This window comes from Micromonospora sp. NPDC049282, from assembly GCF_043197045.1.
Lineage (GTDB): Bacteria > Actinomycetota > Actinomycetes > Mycobacteriales > Micromonosporaceae > Micromonospora.
Map to the genome: position 1 here is coordinate 160,048 of NZ_JBICSL010000004.1, position 17,591 is coordinate 177,638.

At 76.0% G+C, this 17,591-nt stretch carries 14 protein-coding genes; 7 read left to right on the plus strand and 7 right to left on the minus strand.

Translation table 11 applies throughout. The annotated features are described in order from the left end of the window. Window positions 1-204: 204 nt before the first annotated feature. From ACGFI2_RS10035 to ACGFI2_RS10045, 3 genes are read left to right on the plus strand one after another with little or no spacing between them, the layout of a single operon-like run. Window positions 205-2,625, plus strand: a complete 2,421-nt coding sequence (locus tag ACGFI2_RS10035) for a beta-glucosidase (protein WP_393513606.1) — start codon at window positions 205-207, stop codon at window positions 2,623-2,625. Continuing rightward, window positions 2,622-3,647, plus strand: a complete 1,026-nt coding sequence (locus ACGFI2_RS10040) for a LacI family DNA-binding transcriptional regulator (RefSeq protein ID WP_393513609.1) — start codon at window positions 2,622-2,624, stop codon at window positions 3,645-3,647. The genes ACGFI2_RS10035 and ACGFI2_RS10040 overlap by 4 nt, the downstream gene beginning before the upstream one ends. Further along, window positions 3,644-5,824 (plus strand): glycoside hydrolase N-terminal domain-containing protein, encoded by a 2,181-nt coding sequence (locus ACGFI2_RS10045; protein WP_393513612.1) that lies wholly within the window; start codon window positions 3,644-3,646, stop codon window positions 5,822-5,824. Before ACGFI2_RS10040 ends, ACGFI2_RS10045 begins: the two co-directional genes overlap by 4 nt. Before the next feature lie 55 nt (window positions 5,825-5,879). On the opposite strand, the gene ACGFI2_RS10050 is transcribed toward ACGFI2_RS10045, so the two are convergent. The 3 genes from ACGFI2_RS10050 to ACGFI2_RS10060 are packed head-to-tail and all read right to left on the minus strand — an operon-like array spanning window position 5,880 to window position 8,718. Further along, window positions 5,880-6,704, minus strand: coding sequence for an SDR family NAD(P)-dependent oxidoreductase (locus tag ACGFI2_RS10050; RefSeq protein ID WP_393513615.1), 825 nt, complete (start codon window positions 6,702-6,704; stop codon window positions 5,880-5,882). Beyond that, a complete protein-coding gene (locus ACGFI2_RS10055) occupies window positions 6,701-8,011 on the minus strand; it encodes a flavin-containing monooxygenase (RefSeq protein ID WP_393513618.1) in 1,311 nt (436 codons plus the stop codon). The genes ACGFI2_RS10050 and ACGFI2_RS10055 overlap by 4 nt, the downstream gene beginning before the upstream one ends. Before the next feature lie 56 nt (window positions 8,012-8,067). Then, a complete protein-coding gene (locus ACGFI2_RS10060; protein WP_393513621.1) occupies window positions 8,068-8,718 on the minus strand; it encodes a TetR/AcrR family transcriptional regulator in 651 nt (216 codons plus the stop codon). Window positions 8,719-8,790: 72 nt separating this feature from the next. On the opposite strand from ACGFI2_RS10060, the gene ACGFI2_RS10065 reads away from it, so the two are divergent. From ACGFI2_RS10065 to ACGFI2_RS10075, 3 genes are all read left to right on the plus strand, one after another. Continuing rightward, window positions 8,791-10,143, plus strand: coding sequence for an MFS transporter (locus tag ACGFI2_RS10065; protein WP_393513624.1), 1,353 nt, complete (start codon window positions 8,791-8,793; stop codon window positions 10,141-10,143). A gap of 12 nt (window positions 10,144-10,155) precedes the next feature. After that, the gene (locus ACGFI2_RS10070; RefSeq protein ID WP_393513627.1) at window positions 10,156-11,295 is read left to right on the plus strand and encodes a hypothetical protein; all 1,140 of its coding nucleotides are present in this window, start codon (window positions 10,156-10,158) and stop codon (window positions 11,293-11,295) included. A 326-nt stretch (window positions 11,296-11,621) separates the two neighbouring features. Next, on the plus strand, window positions 11,622-12,212 hold the full coding sequence (locus tag ACGFI2_RS10075) for a pyridoxamine 5'-phosphate oxidase family protein (RefSeq protein ID WP_393513630.1): 591 nt from the start codon (window positions 11,622-11,624) through the stop codon (window positions 12,210-12,212). Between the two features lie 7 nt (window positions 12,213-12,219). Here ACGFI2_RS10075 and ACGFI2_RS10080 read toward each other — a convergent pair whose 3' ends face one another. After that, entirely contained in the window at window positions 12,220-13,701 is a 1,482-nt protein-coding gene (locus ACGFI2_RS10080) for a peptide MFS transporter (protein WP_393513633.1), read from the minus strand. 198 nt (window positions 13,702-13,899) lie between these two features. Here ACGFI2_RS10080 and ACGFI2_RS10085 point away from each other — a divergent pair, with 198 nt between their 5' ends. Then, window positions 13,900-14,241 (plus strand): RNA polymerase-binding protein RbpA, encoded by a 342-nt coding sequence (locus ACGFI2_RS10085; protein WP_007460094.1) that lies wholly within the window; start codon window positions 13,900-13,902, stop codon window positions 14,239-14,241. A 74-nt stretch (window positions 14,242-14,315) separates the two neighbouring features. On the opposite strand, the gene ACGFI2_RS10090 is transcribed toward ACGFI2_RS10085, so the two are convergent. The 3 genes from ACGFI2_RS10090 to lnt are packed head-to-tail and all read right to left on the minus strand — an operon-like array spanning window position 14,316 to window position 17,295. Next, the gene (locus tag ACGFI2_RS10090) at window positions 14,316-14,834 is read right to left on the minus strand and encodes an FxsA family protein (protein ID WP_393513636.1); all 519 of its coding nucleotides are present in this window, start codon (window positions 14,832-14,834) and stop codon (window positions 14,316-14,318) included. A gap of 55 nt (window positions 14,835-14,889) precedes the next feature. Then, window positions 14,890-15,666, minus strand: a complete 777-nt coding sequence (locus ACGFI2_RS10095) for a polyprenol monophosphomannose synthase (RefSeq protein WP_393513639.1) — start codon at window positions 15,664-15,666, stop codon at window positions 14,890-14,892. Between the two features lie 24 nt (window positions 15,667-15,690). After that, the gene (gene lnt / locus ACGFI2_RS10100; protein WP_393514130.1) at window positions 15,691-17,295 is read right to left on the minus strand and encodes an apolipoprotein N-acyltransferase; all 1,605 of its coding nucleotides are present in this window, start codon (window positions 17,293-17,295) and stop codon (window positions 15,691-15,693) included. Between the last annotated feature and the right edge of the window lie 296 nt (window positions 17,296-17,591).

Consider the following 17,591-nt stretch of genomic DNA (forward strand, 5'->3'; position numbering starts at 1 on the left):
CCTCGGTAGCGCCGCTTCCGGGCCGGGCAACCCGTGGCGGCGTGTTTTCCGGCGGTTGTCGAAGCGCTTCACCAGCGCTCCGGGCCGACCCCGCCGGCCGACCACCACCCCTTTCACGCGTGCGCGCCGCCGTCCACCGGCAGGTCCGTCGAAGCGCTTCGACGGACCTGGGGGCGATTCGCACGCCCACCGGAGGCGCCCGCCATGACCGACCACACCCACCACCGCCCCGACGACCTGCTGGCCCGCCTCACCCTGCCGGAGAAGCTCGGCCTGCTGCACCAGTGGCAGGCGCCGGTTCCCCGGCTCGGCCTGCCGGCGTTCCGCACCGGCACCGAGGCGCTGCACGGCGTCGCCTGGCTCGGTGAGGCAACCGTCTTCCCGCAGGCGCTCGGCCTCGCGGCGAGCTGGAACCCGCAGCTGATCCGGGCGGTCGGCGCCGCCGTCGGCGACGAGGTGCGGGCCAAGCACCGCGCCGACCCGCAGCGCGTCGGCCTCAACGTGTGGGCGCCGGTGGTCAACCCGTTGCGCGACCCCCGGTGGGGCCGCAACGAGGAGGGCTGGTCCGAGGACCCCTGGCTCACCGGCCGGCTCGCCACCGCCTACGCGTTCGGGCTGCGCGGCGAGCACCCCACCCGGCTGCGGACCGCGCCGACGCTCAAGCACTTCCTCGGCTACAACAACGAGACCGACCGGGCGGTCACCTCCAGCAACCTGCCGCCGCGCGTGCTGCACGAGTACGAGCTGCCGGCCTTCCGCGCGCCGCTGGCCGCCGGCGCGGCGGTCGCGGTGATGGCGTCGTACAACCTGGTCGACGGCGTGCCGGCGCACCTGAGCCCGCTCATCGACGGTGAGCTGCGCGGCTGGGCCGACGACGAGGTCATGGTGGTCGGCGACGCCGGCGCGGTCGGCAACATCGCCGGCGTGCAACGACACCTGCCCGACCACGTCGCCGGCTTCGCCGCCGCGCTGCGTGCCGGGGTGGACAGCTTCACCGAGGACGACGAGGATCCGGGTCCCACCGTCGAACGGCTCACCGAGGCGCTGGCGCGTGGCCTGATCGGCGAGTCCGACGTGGACCGGGCGGTCCGGCGCATCCTGTCGGTGCGGCTGCGCCTGGGCGACCTGGACCCGCCCGGTCACGACCCGTACGCCGACGTGCCGGCCGACGTGGTGAACTGCCCCGCCCACCGGGAACTCGCCCGCGAGGCCGCCCGCCAGTCGATCGTCCTGCTGGGCAACGACGGGCTGCTGCCGCTCTCGGCCGACCTGCGGGTCGCCGTGCTCGGCCCGCTCGCCGACACCGTGCTCACCGACTGGTACAGCGGCACCCTGCCGTACGCGGTCAGCGCGTACGACGGATTGCTCGGGCGGGTGCGTGAGGTCACCACCCACGCCGGCGCGGACCGGATCACGCTGCGCGTCGAGCACCGCGCGGTGCGCCTCGCCGACGGCGGGCCGTTGACGCTCGCCGACGCGGCGCCGGCCGAGTTCGACGTGGTCGACTGGGGCGACGGCGTGGTGGCGCTACGCGCGGTCCACAACGGCCGGTACGTCGGCGCGGACGACTCCGGCGCGCTGGTCGCCGACCGTCCGGGCCCCGGCGGCTGGGTGGTCCGCGAGACGTTCCGCCTGCACCACCGCCCCGACGGCACCGCGCTGCTGCACCACCTCGCGACCGGCCGGCACGTCGGCGTCGACCCGTACGGCCACCTCAGCGTCGCCACCGGTGACGCCGCCGCGTTCACCGTGGAGCTGCACGTCGACGGCGCCGCCGAGGCCGCCGCGCTGGCCGCCGCCGCCGACGTGGCCGTGGTGGTGCTGGGCAACCACCCGATGGTCAACGGCCGGGAGACCGAGGACCGGGTCGACCTGGCGCTGCCCGCCGGACAGCTCGGGCTGCTGCGCGCCGTGCACGCGGCTAACCCGCGCACCGTGCTGGTGGTGACCAGCAGCTACCCGTACGCGGCGGGTTGGGCCCGCGAGCACCTGCCGGCGGCGTTGTGGAGCGCCCACGGCGGGCAGGAACACGGCAACGCGCTGGCCGACGTGCTGCTGGGGGCGGAGGACCCGGGCGGCCGGCTCACCCAGACCTGGTACGCCGACACGGCCGAGCTGCCCGACCTGCTCGACTACGACGTCATCGACGCCGACGCCACCTACCTCTACCACCGGGGCGAGCCGCTGTACCCGTTCGGCCACGGGCTCAGCTACGCCGAGTTCGACTACGCTGGCCTCCGGTTGAGCACCGCCACGGCGCAGGCCGGCGAGGAGGTGGAGGTGAGCGTCGAGGTCACCAACACGGGCCGCCGACCGGGCACCGAGGTGGTGCAGCTCTACACCCGGCAGCGGCGTTCCCGGGTCAAGCAGCCGCTGCGGCAGCTCCGCGACTTCGCCCGGGTCACCCTCGAACCGGGCTGCACGGCCCGGGTGACGTTGCGGCTGCGGACCGCCGAGCTGGCCTGGTGGGACGAGACCCGCGCGGCCATGGTGGTGGAGGACGCCACCCACTCGGTGCTGGTCGGCCGCTCCGCCCGCGACGTCCGGCTGGTCGGCGCGGTCGCCGTGACCGGCGGCGGCGAGGCGACCACGCCCGCGGCGCGGCGCTCCGGGGCCGCCCGGTGAGCGGCCGGGCCGCCGGCGAGCAGGTCACCATCGCCGACGTGGCCCGCCACGCCGGGGTGGCGGCGAGCACCGTGTCGTACGTGCTCAGCGGCAAGCGCGCCATCTCCGCCACCACCCGCAGCCGGGTGCTGGCAAGCGTCCGCGCCCTGGGCTACCACCCGAACGCCGGCGCGCGCGCGTTGGCCAGCCGCAAGGCCAACGTGATCGCGCTGGTGCTGCCGTTGCGCACCGGCATGCAGGTGCCGGTGGTGATGCGCTTCGCCACCGCGGTGGTCACCACCGCCCGCCGCTACGACCACGACGTGCTGCTGGTCACCGCCGACGAGGGCCCGGCCGGGCTGCACCGCATCGCCGGCAGCGCGCTTGTCGACGGTGTGCTGCTGATGGACGTGGAGCTTCAGGACTCGCGGGTGCCGCTGCTGCGGGACTTGGCGCTGCCCGGGGTGCTGATCGGGCACCCGGCCGACAGCACCGGCCTGGCCTGCGTGGACCTCGACTTCCGGCGCGCCGGTGAGCTGTGCGTGGAGCACCTGGCCGGCGCCGGGCACCGGCGGATCGCGCTGCTCGGCGCGCCGGCCGCCGTCTACGACCGGGGCACCGGTTTCGCCCACCGCACCCGGTCCGGGGTGGTGGCCGCGGCCGGCCGGCTGGGCGTCGACGCGGTGACCCGGCCCGGCGAGGAGGGCCCGGCGGCGGTCCGCCGGGACCTGGCGGCGCTGTTCGTCGAACATCCCGACGTCACCGGGCTGGTGGTGCAGAACGAGTCGGCGGTCGGGCCGGTGCTGTCCACCCTGCCGCTGCTGGGCCGCCGGGTGCCGCAGGACGTCGCGGTGGTCGCGGTCTGCCCCGACGAGCTGGCCGAGCCGTCCGGGTTGACCTGCGTGCCGGTGCCCGCCGAGGAGGTGGGCCGGCAGGCCGTGACGTTGCTGATGCGGCGGCTGCGCGACGAGCCGGTGCCGGAGGTGACGCTGCTGGAGCCCCGGCTGACCGTGCGCGACACCAGCGCCGGGACCGGCCGGTGACCCCTGTCGCGCACCGGATCCACGACACCGCCCCGGCCGCCGACTGGACCGACGCGTTCCTCACCGGCAACGGTGAGCTGGGGCTCATGGTGCCCGGCCACCCGCACGCCGAGCGGATCGTGGTCAACCACCACCGGCTGGTGCTGCCCAACGGCAGCCGGTCGGCCCGGGCGCCCGAGCTGGCCGACCGGCTGCCGCAGATCCGCGCGCTGGTGCTCGCCGGCCGGCGGGTCGAGGCCGCCCGGCTGCTCACCGGCGGCCGAGGGCTGACCTGGACCCAGTCGTTCCACCCCGGCTTCGCGCTCACCGTGGACGCCGCGCCCGGACCGGCGCACGGCTACCGGCGCGGCACCGACTTCACCACCGGCGAGGTGGCCGTGCGGTGGTCGGGCGGGCGGCGGCGATGCTTCGTCTCCCGCGCCGACGGCGTCGCGGTGCTCCACCTCGACCAGGGCGACTGCGTGGTCGGCGCCACCGGCGACCTGCCCGGCCGGCCCGCCGGCGTGCGCTACGAGTCGACCGCGTACCGCCGGGGCGAGTGGGTGTACCTGCGGGTGCGCGCCCGCTACCCGGACGCCGGCGGGGCGTACGGGTTCGAGGGGTTGACGCTGCTGCGCGGCGACGTGGCGGTCGACGGCGACCGGGTGCGGGTACGCGGCCCGGCGCTGCTCACCACGCTTGTCGAGCGCCCCGACACGCCGCCCTGGCGCACCGTCGAGGTGGAACGTCGGCTGGCCGCCCTGGTCGGGGACTACGACGAGCTGCTGGCCCGGCACGTGCCCCGGCACGCCGTCCCGTACGGTCGGGTGGGCCTGGACCTCGGCGTGCCGGACGCCGACCGGGAGCTGCCGGTCGGCGACCTGCTGGCCCGGCAGGCCGCCGCGCCGCGCCGGCTGGACCCGGCGCTGCTGGAGCGGCTGTTCCACGCCGGCCGCTATCTGCTGTTCAGCGCCAGCGGCGTGCTGCCGCCCCGGCTCACCGGGCTGTGGCTGGGTGCCTGGGACGCCGCCTGGGCCGGTGACTTCACCACCGACGCCAACCTCAACCTGCAACTGGCCGCAGCGAACGTGGGCGCGCTGCCGGAGGTGACCGCGGCGCACGCCCGGCTGGTCGCCGGTCAGGTCGCGCACTGGCGGGACAACGCCCGGGCGGTGTACGGCGCGCGCGGGCTGCTGGCGCCGAGCCGCACCGACGGTGAGCACGGGCACCTGTTCCACGTCCACCCGGACTGGCCGTTCACGGCCTGGCTGGCCGGCGCGGACTGGCTGCTGCACCCGCTGCACGAGCACCATCTGGTCACCGGCGCGCCGCTGGGACCGGTGGCCGGTTGGCTGGCCGAGGTGGCGGACTTCTTCGCCGACGTGCTGACCGAGGTGGACGGCCGGCCGGCGCTGGTGCCGTCGTACTCGCCGGAGACCGGGCCCCACGACGACGCCGGCCGGAGCGCGCCGGTGGCGGTGAACGCCACCATGGACGTCGCCGCGGCCCGGCACGCGGTGCGCGTCGCCGCCGAGGTCACCGGCGCCGACCGGTGGGCCGGGCTCCGGTTGCCGGACTACCGGGTGGACGGGCGCGGCGCGCTGGCCGAGTGGGCGTGGCCGGGCAGCGTCGGCGACGAGGACCACCGGCACGTCAGCCACCTCTACCCGGTGTGGCCGCTGGACGAGATCGACCCGGACCGCACTCCGGAGCTGGCCGCCGCCGCGCACCGGGCGCTGACGCTGCGCGGCGACGAGGACGGCTCCGCGCACGGCGGCCTGCACCGGGCGCTGGCCGCCGCCCGGCTGCGCGACGGCCCGCTGGTCGCGGCGAACCTGCTCAAGATCGTCGGCGCGGACATGTTCTTCCGGTCGTTGATGAGCGCGCACAACCCGGGCCGGGTGACCTGGAACGCGGACGCCGCGCACGCGCTGCCGGCGGTGCTGATCGAGTCGCTGGTGCAGTCGCGGCCGGGCGCGCTGCGGTTGCTGCCCGCGCCGCTGCCCGGCCTGCCCTCGGGCACGCTGCGCGGGGTGACCTGCCGGGGGCGGGTCACCGTCGAGGAGCTGACCTGGCGCCCCGGCGGCGTGCGCGCCCGGCTGGTGTCGCCGGTGGCGCAGCGGCTGCTGGTGCACGGACCGGCCGGCGAGCGGTGGGTCACGCTGGCGCCCGAGCAGCCGTGCGAGGTGGTGTGTTGAGCGCTCAGGCGCGCTGATCCGGTAGCGCATGCGCAGGTCCTGGCCGGCGTGTGAGCTACCGGCCACCCTCCCGGTGCCGCCGAAGCATCCCGGCGGCCAGCGCCGCGCGGTCCAGGTCACCGGCGGCGATGCGACCGGCGACGGTACGCCGTACCAGCCGGTCGGCCAGCGCCGGGGCGTGCCGGGCCAGCGCCAGCTCGACCCGGCCGCGCCGGGTGGTGGCGACGTCCCGGGGCGCGCGCCGGGCGGCGGCGGCGCGCAGGATCGCCGCGACCACCCCGTCGACCGGCTCCGGCCGGGACACCCCGCTCAGCGACAGCCCGGCCGCCTCGGTGCTGTCATGGATCGGTGAGGCGACCATGCTGGGGTAGACGACGCTGACCCCGACGTGCGTGCCGACCTCGTGGCGCAGCGCGTCGGCGTACGCGACCAGGGCACGCTTGCTCACCCCGTACGCGGCGGCCAGCGGCAGCGGCAGCACGGCCATCCGGCTGGCCACGAAGATCACCCGACCGCGGGCGGCCTCCAGGGCGGGCAGCGCCGCGGCCGTGGTCCGCCAGGCGGCGAGCAGGTTCACCTCCAGCTGCCGGCGCACCACCTCGTCGGGGGCCAGTTCGGCCGGCGCGGGCCCGCCGACGCCGGCGTTGTTGACCAGCAGGTCCAGCCCGCCGAGCCGGTGGACGGCGGCGGCCACGGCCGGTGGGGTGGCCGCCGGGTCGGTCAGGTCCACCCCGAGCACCGGTGGTGTGGCGTCGGTGTCGGCGTGCAGGTCCAGCCCGACCACGTGCGCGCCGGCAGCGGTCAGCGCGGCGCCGAGGCGCCGGCCGAAGGTGCCGCGCGCGCCGGTGACCAGCACCCGCCGGCCGGCCAGCGCGTTCACCGCGTCGCTCCGGCGCGCCGCCGGCCGGCGGCCAACTCCCGGCGCAGCTCGGCCAGGTACGCGTCGAAGTCCACCCGCATGTGTGGCCGGCGCTGCCCCCATCGGGCGGTGGCGGCGCGCAGCTCGTCCCGGCACGCGGCTGCCTGCCGGGCCGGGTCCGGTGGCGCCCAGACGCCGGCCAGGCGCGCGGCGACCAGCCGGGCCTGCGCCTCCAGCAGCGGGAACGCCGCTCCGGTGGACTGCATGAGCCCGACGAACGCCAGCCCGGGGGCGTCCAGGTGGAACACGTGCCGGTACAGCGGCAGCCGGTCGGCGCCGTCGCCGAGCAGGCCCGGGTCGAGGAACGGCACCCGCACCCGGTAGCCGGTGCACCAGATCACCAGGTCGACCTCGTCGGCGCGGCCGTCGGTGAACTCGACCCGGTCGCCGGCGAAGCGGGCGATGCCGGGACGGGCCTGGATGTCGCCGTGGGTGAGCCGGGACAGCAGCGCGTCGGAGAGCGTCGGGTGGTCCTGGAGGAAGCCGTGCGCCGGCGCCGGCAGCCCGTACCGGGTGGGCGGGCCGACCGTGGCGGTGAGCATGCCCTGGCTGATCCGTTGCCGCAGCCGCCAGGGCAGCCGACGGGCCAGTGCCCCGTTGAGGGTGTCCGAGGGGCGCCCGAGCAGGTACTTGGGCACCACCCAGACGCCGCGGCGCAGCGACAGCAGCGTCCGGTCGGCGGCGTGCGACGCGTCGACGGCGATGTCCATGGCCGAGTTGCCGCCGCCCACGACCAGCACCCGGCGGCCGGCGAGTTGCTCCGGCCCGCGGTAGTCGTGGCTGTGCATCTGCTCGGCGGCGCACGCGCCCGGGTAGGGCTCGGGCCGGTTCGGCACCCGGTTGTGCCCGTTGGCGACGACCACGGCCTCGACGTCGACCTCCACCGGCCCGTCGGGGCCGGTGGCGTGCACCCGCCAGCGGTCGCCGACGCGGGTGACCCGGTCGACGGTGTGCCGCAGCCGCACCGCCTCGCGCAGCGCGAACCGGTCGGCGTAGGAGTCGAGGTAGCCGGCGACGCGGCTGTGGTCGGGGTAGTCGGGCCAGTCGGCCGGCATCGGGTGGTCGGCGAACTCGGTGCGCCCCTTGCTGGTGTTGAGGTGCAGCGTCCGGTAGGCCGGTGAGCCGGGCGCGCCGTAGACCCAGAGGCCGCCGAGCGTGCTGGCGGTCTCGAACGCCACCGCCGGCACCCCGGCGTCGGCGAGCGCCTTGAGCGTGGCCAGTCCGGCCGCGCCGACGCCGACGACCGCGACCCTCGGTGGTGCCGCCATACCCGTCCCCCTTTATCCAACGACCGATGGATAATCCCCGGCGGGCGGGGTCCGGGTCAAGCGGCGGCCGGCGGGTAGAGCCCGTCGAGGAAGCGGTGCACGAACGCCCGGAACTCCCGCCGCTCCCGGGCCGCGGAGCCGCTGCGCGCGGCCAGCGCCACCACGTGCCCGTGCACCGCCCAGACCAGGCTGCGCACGGTGACGTGCGGGGCCGGCTCGACCAGTGCCCCGGCCTCGGCCGCGGCGGCGAGCAACCGCTCGACCTGCGCGTACAGCGGCGCGGCGTAGCGCTGGTCCAGCTCGGCGTGCCGCTGCGGCTCCAGCCAGCGGCGCAGCCACAGCGCGGTCGTCTCCGGCCGGTCCTCCAGGAAGTCGACGAACACGTCCACCAGGTCGTGCAGGGCGCGCAGCGCGTCGGCCGGTCCGGCCGCCAGCGCGGCACGCGCGCGTTCCCCGGCCGCCTCCAGGGCCTGCCGTTCGGCGCTGAACACCCGGGCGAAACAGGCGTCGTAGAGCTGCGCCTTGGCGCCGGTGTGGTGGGCCACGGTCGCCACGTCGACCCCGGCCGCCGCGGCGACGTCCCGGACGCTGACCGCGTCGAAGCCCCGCTCGGCGAAGAGTGCGGTGGCGGCGGCGAGCACCAGGTCGCGGGTGGGTCGCTGGTCGTCGCGGCGGGGCCGGCCCGGCCGGCGGCGAGGCATGGTCATGCGGCCATTGTTCCCCCTACAATCCAGCATCCGTTGGATTGGGGGCGGCGCGCCCCGAGGCAGGAGGCGGCGATGACCGGGCTGGAGCAGCGACGTGAGGCCGTCGCCCTGCCGCGTGGCCCGCTGGTCGGCTTCGCCGTCGGCTCGCTGGGCATGGGTGTCTGGGTCACCGTACCCGGCCTGCTGTTGCTCTACTTCCTCACCGACGTCCTCGCGGTCGCGCCGTGGCTGGCCGGGCTGACCCTGCTGCTGCCGAAGATCGCCGACGTGCTGCTGCACCCGTGGATCGGGCACCGTTGCGACGTCGAGCAGGCCCGCCGGGGCCACCGCCGGCGGCTGCTGCTGGCCGGATGCGCGTTGCCGGTGGCGTTCGCCGCGCTGTTCGCGGTGCCCGGCAGCCTCACCGGGGCGACCGCGGCCGCCTGGGTGGCGGTGTTCTTCGTCGCCGGCAACCTGCTGTTCGCCGCCTACCAGGTGCCCTACCTGGCGACGCCGGCGGACCTGCGGATCGGCTACCACGAGCGGACCCGGCTGATGGCCTTCCGGATGGTGGTGCTCACGCTCGGCATCCTGGTCGCCGGGCTGCTGGCGCCGTTGCTGGCCGGCGGCGACGACGCCACCCGCGCCGGCTACCTGCGGATGGCCGTGGTGCTGGCCGCCGGCATGCTCGCCGCGATGGCGGTCGGGGTGGGCGGGATCGGCCGGCTGCGCCGCGCGGCGTCCGCCCCGGCGCTCGGGCACGGCGCCGGCGGGTGGCGGGCGCTGGCGGCGAGCCTGCGCGACCGGCAGTTCCGCCGGCTCGCCGGCGCCTACCTGGCCATGTCGACTACCACCCACCTGGTGCTGGCCGGGGTGCCCTACTACGCCGAGTACGAGCTGGGCCGCGCCCGGCTCACCACGGTGCTGGTCGCCGCGTTCGTCGCGCCGGCGCTGCTTGTCACACCGGCCTGGCTGGCGCTGGCCCGGCGCGTCGGCAAGCAGCGTGCCCTGCTCGGCGCGCAGGTCGCGTTCGCCGCCGGGTCGCTGGTGCTGGCGGTCGGCCGGCCGGCGGGGCTGCCGGTGCTGGTGGCCGCCGTGGCGGTGCTCGGGGTGGCGTTCGCCGGCATGCAGCTGCTGCCGTTCTCGATGCTGCCCGACGTGATCCGGGCCGCCGGGGCGCAGCGGGCCGGCACCTACACCGGGGTGTGGACCGCCACCGAGGCCACCGGCGCGGCGCTCGGCCCCTACGCGTACGCGTTGTGCCTGGCCGCCGGCGGGTTCGTCGCGTCGAGCGCCGGGCAGACCGTCACCCAGTCCGCCGGCGCCCTCACGGCGCTGCGCTACGGCTTCGGCCTGCTGCCCGCCGCCGTGATGGTGCTCGCCGTGCTGGTGCAGCGCCGCTACACCCTGGACGGCTCCGCCCGCGCCGGCGGCGGCGAGCACTAGACTTCGCCCCCGATGGACGCCGAGCCCGCCACCGAGACCCGCCCCTGCGCCCACTGTGGACGCGAGGTGCCGCAGCGCGTCGGCGCCGGCCGTCCGTTCCGCTACTGCCGGGACAACGACGGCGCCTGCCAGCGGGCCGCCCGCAACTCCCGCATGCGCCACCGCAACTCCCCCGGCCTGCCGGGGCAGGTGGCGCGGACCTGGGAGGCGGTGGACCGGCTCGACCAGGTGGTGGAGACGCTCACCGAGGCGCTGCACGCCGAACTGTCCCCGGCCGGGGTGGAGCGGCAGCTCGCCGAGCTGCGCGCCGAGACGTCCGCGCAGGTCGCGGCCGCGCACGCCGAGCGCGACGAGGCCCGCCGCGACGCCGAGGACGCCGCCGCGGCGGCCACCCGCGACCGGCAGGAGACCCGGGCCGCGCAGGCCGAGCGTGACACCGCCGGCCGGCGTGCCGACCGGGCGGAGGCGGAGTCCGCCTCGGCCGCCGAGCGGGCCGCCGCCGCGGAGACGGCCCGCGACGCCGCGCGCGCCGAGGCGGGCGCGGCGCAGGCGCTGCGGGTGCAGGCCGAACGCGACCGCGACGCCGCGCGCGTCGAGCTGCGTACCGTGCGGGCCGAACGCGACGGTGAGCGGCAGCGGGTGGCCGAGCTGACCGCCGAGCGCGACGCTGCCCGGGTCGACGCCGAACGGGCCACCCGCTCCGCCGCCGAGGCCCTGGACCGGGCGCAGCGCCTGCGCGCCGAGGCCGACGCGGCGCGCGCCGACGCGCAGGCCGCCCGGGCGCAGGCCGCCGAGGACCGCCGCGCGGCGCAGGCGGGGACCGAGCGGGTCGAGGCCGAGGCCAGCGCCGCGCGGGCGGCCCGCGCCGAGCGGGACCGGGCGGATGCGGCGCGCGCCGAGGCCCTGGCCGCGGCGGATGCGGCTCGGGTGGAGGTGGCGGCGCGGACTGCCGATCGGGAGGCGCTTTTGGCCGAGCTGGCCGAGGCCCGGCGGGCGGTGACCGCCGCCGAGGCCCGATCGACCGGGTCGGCGGCGCGGCTGGCCGCGGCCGAGGCCGACCGGGACGCCGCCGAACGTCGCGCCGGACAGCTCGCCGACCAGGTCAGCGACCTGGCCGGGGCTCTGGCCGCGCTCGGTTCGCGGACCGGCTGACCCGACGGCGCCGGCGGCGCGAAGGCCTCGGGCGGCCTCGGGCCTTGATCGACACCAGCTCGCCGAGGTGGCGGTATCCCGGTGCGCCCGACCTCGCCACCTCGGCGACCTGGAGTCGATCACGCGATCCTTCCCGCCTCCCGAGAGGAAACATCCACTGTTCGAGATGAGCGGAGATCTTGGTGCGAGATCGCCCCTCCGGGGGCCGTCCCGTACCAAGATTCACCACGCGACCCGGACCAGCCGACCGGGGACCGGCGCGTGGAGCCGGCCGCGGACCGGGACGGGGCAGCGCGACGCCGGCGTGCCGGGCGATGATCGACGGCATGGGAAAGACGTACGAGCGCATCGACGGCCGGTTGCGGGAGTTCATCGAGGCACAACCGATGTTCTTCGTGGCCACCGCGCCGCTGTCCGGCGACGGCACCGTCAACCTGTCCCCCAAGGGTCTGCGGGGCACCCTGGCGGTGCTCGACGAGCACACCGTGGCCTACCTCGACTTCGCCGGCAGCAACGCCGAGACCATCGCCCACCTGCGGGAGAACGGCCGGGTCACGCTGATGTGGTGCGCGTTCGCCGGCCCGCCGAACATCGTGCGGGTGCACGGGCGCGGTGAGCCGGTGTTCCGCGACGACCCGCGCTGGCCCGACCTGCTGCGGCACTTCCCCGACATCGACCCGGGCCCGCACGGGCTGCGGGCGGTGATCGTGGTGCGCGCCGAGCTGATCCGCGACACCTGCGGCTACGCGGTGCCGCTGATGAGCTACGACACCGACCGTGACCTGCACGGGCGGCGTTTCGACCGGGAGGACGACGCGTCGCTGTCGGCCTACTTCGCCGGCAAGGAGCACGTGGCGAGCAGCATCGACGGGCTGCCCGGCCTGCCGCTGCCGTTGCCGCCCACGCCGGCGCGGTGAGCCACGGTCAGTGGATGCCGGCCATCAGGCGCCGGATCTGGCGGGTGAACATCACCGCGGTCAGGCCCAGCACCACCGAGGCCAGCCCGAAGGTGAGGAAATAGGTCGACTGCGACCAACTCTGCGCCAGCCGGGCCACCTGGCCGCCGATGGCGTCGCCGACGGCGGTGGCGAGGAACCACAGGCCGAGCATCTGGCTGGCGTACTTCACCGGGGCCAGCTTCGTGGTGGCGGACAGACCCACCGGGCTCAGCGACAGCTCGCCGGCGACCTGGATCGCGTAGACCGCGACGAGCCACCACGGCGAGACCAGGTCGCCGCCGACGGCGGCGCGCGCGGCGGCGGCCATCAGCACGAACGACAGGCCGTTGAGCACCAGGCCGACGGCGAACTTCGTCGGCGTGGACACCCGGTGGCCCAGCTTGAGCCAGAGCCACGCGGCCAGCGGCGCGCCGATGATGATCAGGATCGGGTTGACCGACTGCAGCCAGGACGCCGGGAAGGTGAACCCGCCCACGTTCCGGTCGGTGCGGTCCGCGGCGAAGATGTTCAGCACCGACCCGGCCTGGTCGTAGATCAGCCAGAACGCGGCGGCGAAGGCGAACAGCCACACGTAGGCCTTCATCCGCAGACGTTCGGTGTCGCTGATCTCCCGGTCGGTGAGGATCCGCGCGAAGTATCCGACGGTCACCAGCACGGTGACCACGGCGAGCAGGTTGACCACCGTGTCGACGGTGAACCAGCCGGCCAGCAGCAGTATCAGCAGCGCCAGCAGCAGCACGCCGACGGCCAAGCCGGCGCGGGTCAACGCGCGGCGCCGGTCGGCGCCGAGCAGCGGATCGGCCGGGTGGGCGCCGGCGTCGCCGAGGTTGCGCCGGCCGGCCACGTACTGCAGCACGCCGAAGGTCATGCCGATCGCCGCCGCCCCGAACCCCAGATGCCAGTTGATCTTCTCGCCGAGGAAGCCGGTGATCAGCGGGGCGATGAACGCGCCCAGGTTGATGCCCATGTAGAAGATGGAGAACCCGGCGTCGCGGCGCGGCGAGTCCCGCTCGTACAGGTCACCGACCATGGTGGAGATGTTGGGCTTGAGCAGGCCGGTGCCGAGCACGATGAGCGTCATGCCGGCGAACACGCTCCACCCGGTGGGGATCGCCATCACGTAGTGCCCGGCGGCGATCACCACGCCGCCCCACAGCACGCTGCGCCGCGCCCCGATCAGCCGGTCGGCGATCCAACCGCCGGGCAGCGCCATCAGGTAGACCATGGCGTTGTAGGTGCCGTAGACGGCGTTGGCGGTGGACTCGCCGATGCCGAGGCCGCCGTCGGCGACCGCCGCGGTCAGGTACAGCACCAGGATGGCCCGCATGCCGTAGAAGCTGAACCGCTCCCACATCTCGGTGAGGAAGAGGGTGGACAGCGCCCGCGGGTGGCCGAAGAACGTCTTCCCGGCGGGCGGACGGGCTCCGACCGACGCGTCACTGCTCATCGTCACCTCCGGCACGCATGGGTGGGTAACATCCCCGGTGACGGGCGAAACACTCCACCGATTCGGTCGGCTGTCGCGGCCGGTTACCCTTGAGCTTCCCGACCCGCGTGCGGCCCGGCCGGCGTGGGTGGGGAATGGGCGGGCGGTGACAGGCCGTTACACCTGAGGACCAGCACCACGAACGAGGGGAAGTCGATCATGGGCGAGCGTATGCTGCGCGGTAGCCGGCTGGGCGCGGTCAGCTACGAATCCGACCGCAACACGGAGCTCGCGCCGCGTCAGACCCGCGAGTACCTGTGCGCCAAGGGCCACCAGTTCGAGGTGCCGTTCGCCGTCGACGCCGAGGTCCCCACGACCTGGGAGTGCAAGTTCGACGGCAGCGTCGCCCGGCTGGTCGACGGCAACGAGCCGGAGCAGAAGAAGGCCAAGCCGCCGCGTACCCACTGGGACATGCTGCTGGAGCGACGCTCGATCGCCGAGCTGGAGGACATCCTCGCCGAGCGGCTGCAGGAGGTCCGCACCCGCCGCGGTCGCGCCTGAGCACCTGTTGCGTCGAAGCGCCCCCGGGGATCACCCCGGGGGCGCTTCGTCACGTCCGACCCGTTTCGGGCGGTTCAGCGGTCCACGATCTCGCCCTCGATCGCCGGGCCGGGCTGCTGCGGCCCGGTCGGCGGCTGCGCGGTGGTCGTCGGCGTCGGCTGCGGCGCACCCGGGTAGACGCGCACCCGGCGCGGGCCGAACAGGTCACCGGCGACCATCGACGACACCCGCCGCTCGGTGGAGCGGCGCACCCCGCCGGCGGCGAGCCGGCGCAGCGGCGGCACCAGCAGCAACAACCCCACCGCGCCGCCGACCAGGCCGGGCAGCGCCAGCAGCAGCGCGCCGGCCAACCCCACCAGGCCGTCGGTGACCTGCGGCCCCGGCGGCTGGCCGGCCTGCGCGGCGGCCCGGAACCCCCGCCACGCCCGCATGCCCTCGCGGCGCAGCAGCACCAGACCCAGCAGCGACGCGGCGAACACCATCAGCAGCGCCGCGCCGAACCCGACGGCCCGCCCGACCAGCACGAAAACGGCCAGCTCCAGCAACGTCAGCAGCAGCAGAGCCGGTGGTACGAATCTGAGTCCTCGGCGCATCTCACCCCATCCGCCCGGTGTGTCGTCACGCCCCTCCAGCATGACACGCCCGCGCTCACGGCCACCGGGCCAACGCCCGCGGGCGACCCCGCACCGCCGCCCGCCGGTCCCGCACCCCCCACCGGGTGACCCGCCACAGCGCCTCCGCCACGATCAGCGGGCTCATCTTGCTGTCGCCGTGCTCCCGCTCGGCGAACGTGATCGGCACCTCGACGATGCGCACCCCGGCCCGGTGCGCCAGCCGGGACAACTCCACCTGGAACGCGTACCCCTGCGAACGCACCGACGCCAGGTCGATGGCGTCCAACGCCGCCGACCGGTACACCCGGTAGCCGCCGGTGGCGTCGCTGACCGGCATGCCCAACGCCACCCGCGCGTACAGGTTGCCCACGCGGGACAGCAGCAGCCGCCGCCACGGCCAGTTCAGCACCCGCGCGCCGCGCGCCCACCGCGATCCGATCACCACGTCGGCGTCACGGGCGGCGTGCAGCAACGCCGGCAGGTCCTCCGGGGCGTGCGAGCCGTCGGCGTCCATCTCCACCACCGCGTCGTAACCGCGCTCACGCGCCCACCCGAAACCGGCCAGGTACGCCGCGCCGAGCCCGTCCTTGCCCGGCCGGTGCAGCACGTGCACCTGCGGGTCGACGCCGGACAGCGCGTCGGCGATGCCGCCGGTGCCGTCGGGGCTGTTGTCGTCGGCGACGAGCACGTCCACCGCGGGCGCCGCCGCGCGGACCCGGGCGACGATGCGACGCACGTTGTCCGCCTCGTTGTAGGTGGGGATGACCACGAGGACCCGCCCCACCCCGGGATGGCCGGCTGCCGCACCCACCGTCGCACCGCCCCTCTCGTCGGGTCAGCCGGGCGTGACCTGCCGGCGGCGACGCGCCACGGCCGCGCCGGCCAGAGCCGCGACCGCGAGGGCCGCGAGCGCCACCTCCGGCCACACCCCGGCCACGGTGGCCGGGGTACGCCCGTCCCCGAGTCGCATCTGCCGCACCACCGTCTCGGCGGTGTTGAACCCGGTGGCCCCGTCTACCCGCCCGTCGGGGGAAACGAACCCGGACACCCCGACCGTGGAGGACATCAACGCCGCCCGGCCGTGCTCGACGGCACGCAACCGCACCATGGCCAGCTGCTGGCGGGCCTCGGCCACGTCGAACGTGGCGTTGTTGGTCTGCACCACCAGCAGCTGCGCGCCGCCGGTGACGGTGTCGCGGACGATGCCGTCGTAGGCGACCTCGAAGCAGATCACGTCGCCGAGGGTGACCGCGCCGGCGTCCAGCACGCCGGGGCGGTCACCGGGGACGAAATCGGAGCGGACCCGGTCGACCTCGGCGCTGACCTTGCGGGCGATGGAGCGCAGCGGCACGTACTCGGCGAACGGCACCGGATGCCGTTTGGTGTACACCTGGCCGAGGTCGGCACCGCTGCCAGGGCGCCACAGCAGCCCGGCGTTGCGGACCTCCCCCCGGCCGGGGCCGAGCAGCACGGCGCCGACCAGGATGGGCGCGCCGATCGCGTCGGCGGCCTGGGAGATGCGGTAGCCGGCGCCCGGGTTGCGCAGCGGGTCGATGTCGCTGGAGTTCTCCGGCCACACCACCAGATCGGGGCGTTCCTGGGCGCCCCGGGTGACCCGTTCGGCGAGTTTCAGCGTGGCGTCGACGTGGTTGTTCAGCACCGCCTGCCGCTGGGCGTTGAAGTCCAGGCCGAGGCGGGGCACGTTGCCCTGCACGATGGCCACGGTGACGGTGTCGCCGGCGCCGCGTACCCCCGCCGGGACGGCCGGTCCGGCGGCGAGCAGCGCCGCCAGGGCGGCGGTGAGCCCGGCGATGGGCCGCCACTGCCCGGCCGGGCGGCGCCAGTCCCGCCAGGCGACGGTGAGCAGGATCCCGCCGGCGAGCGCGACGGCGAACGTGACCAGCGGGGCGCCGCCGAGCGCGGCCAGCCGCAGCAGCGGCGAGGTGTCCTGGCTGAACGCCAGCCGCCCCCACGGGAACCCGCCGAACGGGGTGCGGTCGCGCAGCGCCTCCTGCCCCACCCACAGCACGCCGGTCAGCAGCGGCCACGCCGCCCGGTGGCGGTCGGCCAGCGGCGACACCCAGGCGGTGGCGGCGCCGAGCAGCGCCAGGTAGCCGGCCTGCAGCAGCGACAGCAGCGCCCACGGCAGCCAGCCGGTGTGCAGGTTCGTCCATTCCAGCAGCGGGGCGAACAGCGCCACCCCGGCGAGGAAGCCCAGGCCGGCGCCGGCGCGCAGCCGCCGCCGGTGCGCGGCGGCGGCCAGCAACGCCACCCCGACGGGCGCGAGGTGCCACCGCCCGTACGGCGGGAACGCCGCCAGCAGCGCCAGCCCGGCCAGCACAACGGCCGGCACGGCCAGCGTCAGCGGCAGCGGACGCCCCCCGGCGCCCGGACGTGCCCCGTCGGTGGCACGCGGCTGTTCCCGGTCGAGCGTCGTCACCGGCACCTCACCACGATCACGGGCCGAAGGCTACCCGGCGCGGACGCCTGCCGGCCCGGGGGCAGCCCGGAGACGAAAATCGGGGCGCGGCTGATGCCGCGCCCCGACGCTCCCAGGCCCTCCCCGGCCGGTGGGGCGAGAATGATCGGCGCCGACCTTCGGACCGACCGGACGTGGACTGGCTGCCCCCGCCTGGCCGTTGTCTACTGGCCGTTCCTCACACCCTGCCCGTACACCGGTAACCGCGACCGGTTCGCGCCGCCCCGCCGACCCCCGCCCGCTGGACCTGGCCGCCG

Coding starts and splice junctions, on each gene's coding strand:
- ACGFI2_RS10035 (WP_393513606.1), top strand. CDS start 205: ATGACCGACCACACCCACCACCGCCCCGACGACCTGCTGGCCCGCCTC.
- ACGFI2_RS10055 (WP_393513618.1), bottom strand. CDS start 8,011: ATGGCGGCACCACCGAGGGTCGCGGTCGTCGGCGTCGGCGCGGCCGGA.
- ACGFI2_RS10060 (WP_393513621.1), bottom strand. CDS start 8,718: ATGACCATGCCTCGCCGCCGGCCGGGCCGGCCCCGCCGCGACGACCAG.
- ACGFI2_RS10065 (WP_393513624.1), top strand. CDS start 8,791: ATGACCGGGCTGGAGCAGCGACGTGAGGCCGTCGCCCTGCCGCGTGGC.
- ACGFI2_RS10070 (WP_393513627.1), top strand. CDS start 10,156: ATGGACGCCGAGCCCGCCACCGAGACCCGCCCCTGCGCCCACTGTGGA.
- ACGFI2_RS10075 (WP_393513630.1), top strand. CDS start 11,622: ATGGGAAAGACGTACGAGCGCATCGACGGCCGGTTGCGGGAGTTCATC.
- ACGFI2_RS10080 (WP_393513633.1), bottom strand. CDS start 13,701: ATGAGCAGTGACGCGTCGGTCGGAGCCCGTCCGCCCGCCGGGAAGACG.
- ACGFI2_RS10085 (WP_007460094.1), top strand. CDS start 13,900: ATGGGCGAGCGTATGCTGCGCGGTAGCCGGCTGGGCGCGGTCAGCTAC.
- ACGFI2_RS10090 (WP_393513636.1), bottom strand. CDS start 14,834: ATGCGCCGAGGACTCAGATTCGTACCACCGGCTCTGCTGCTGCTGACG.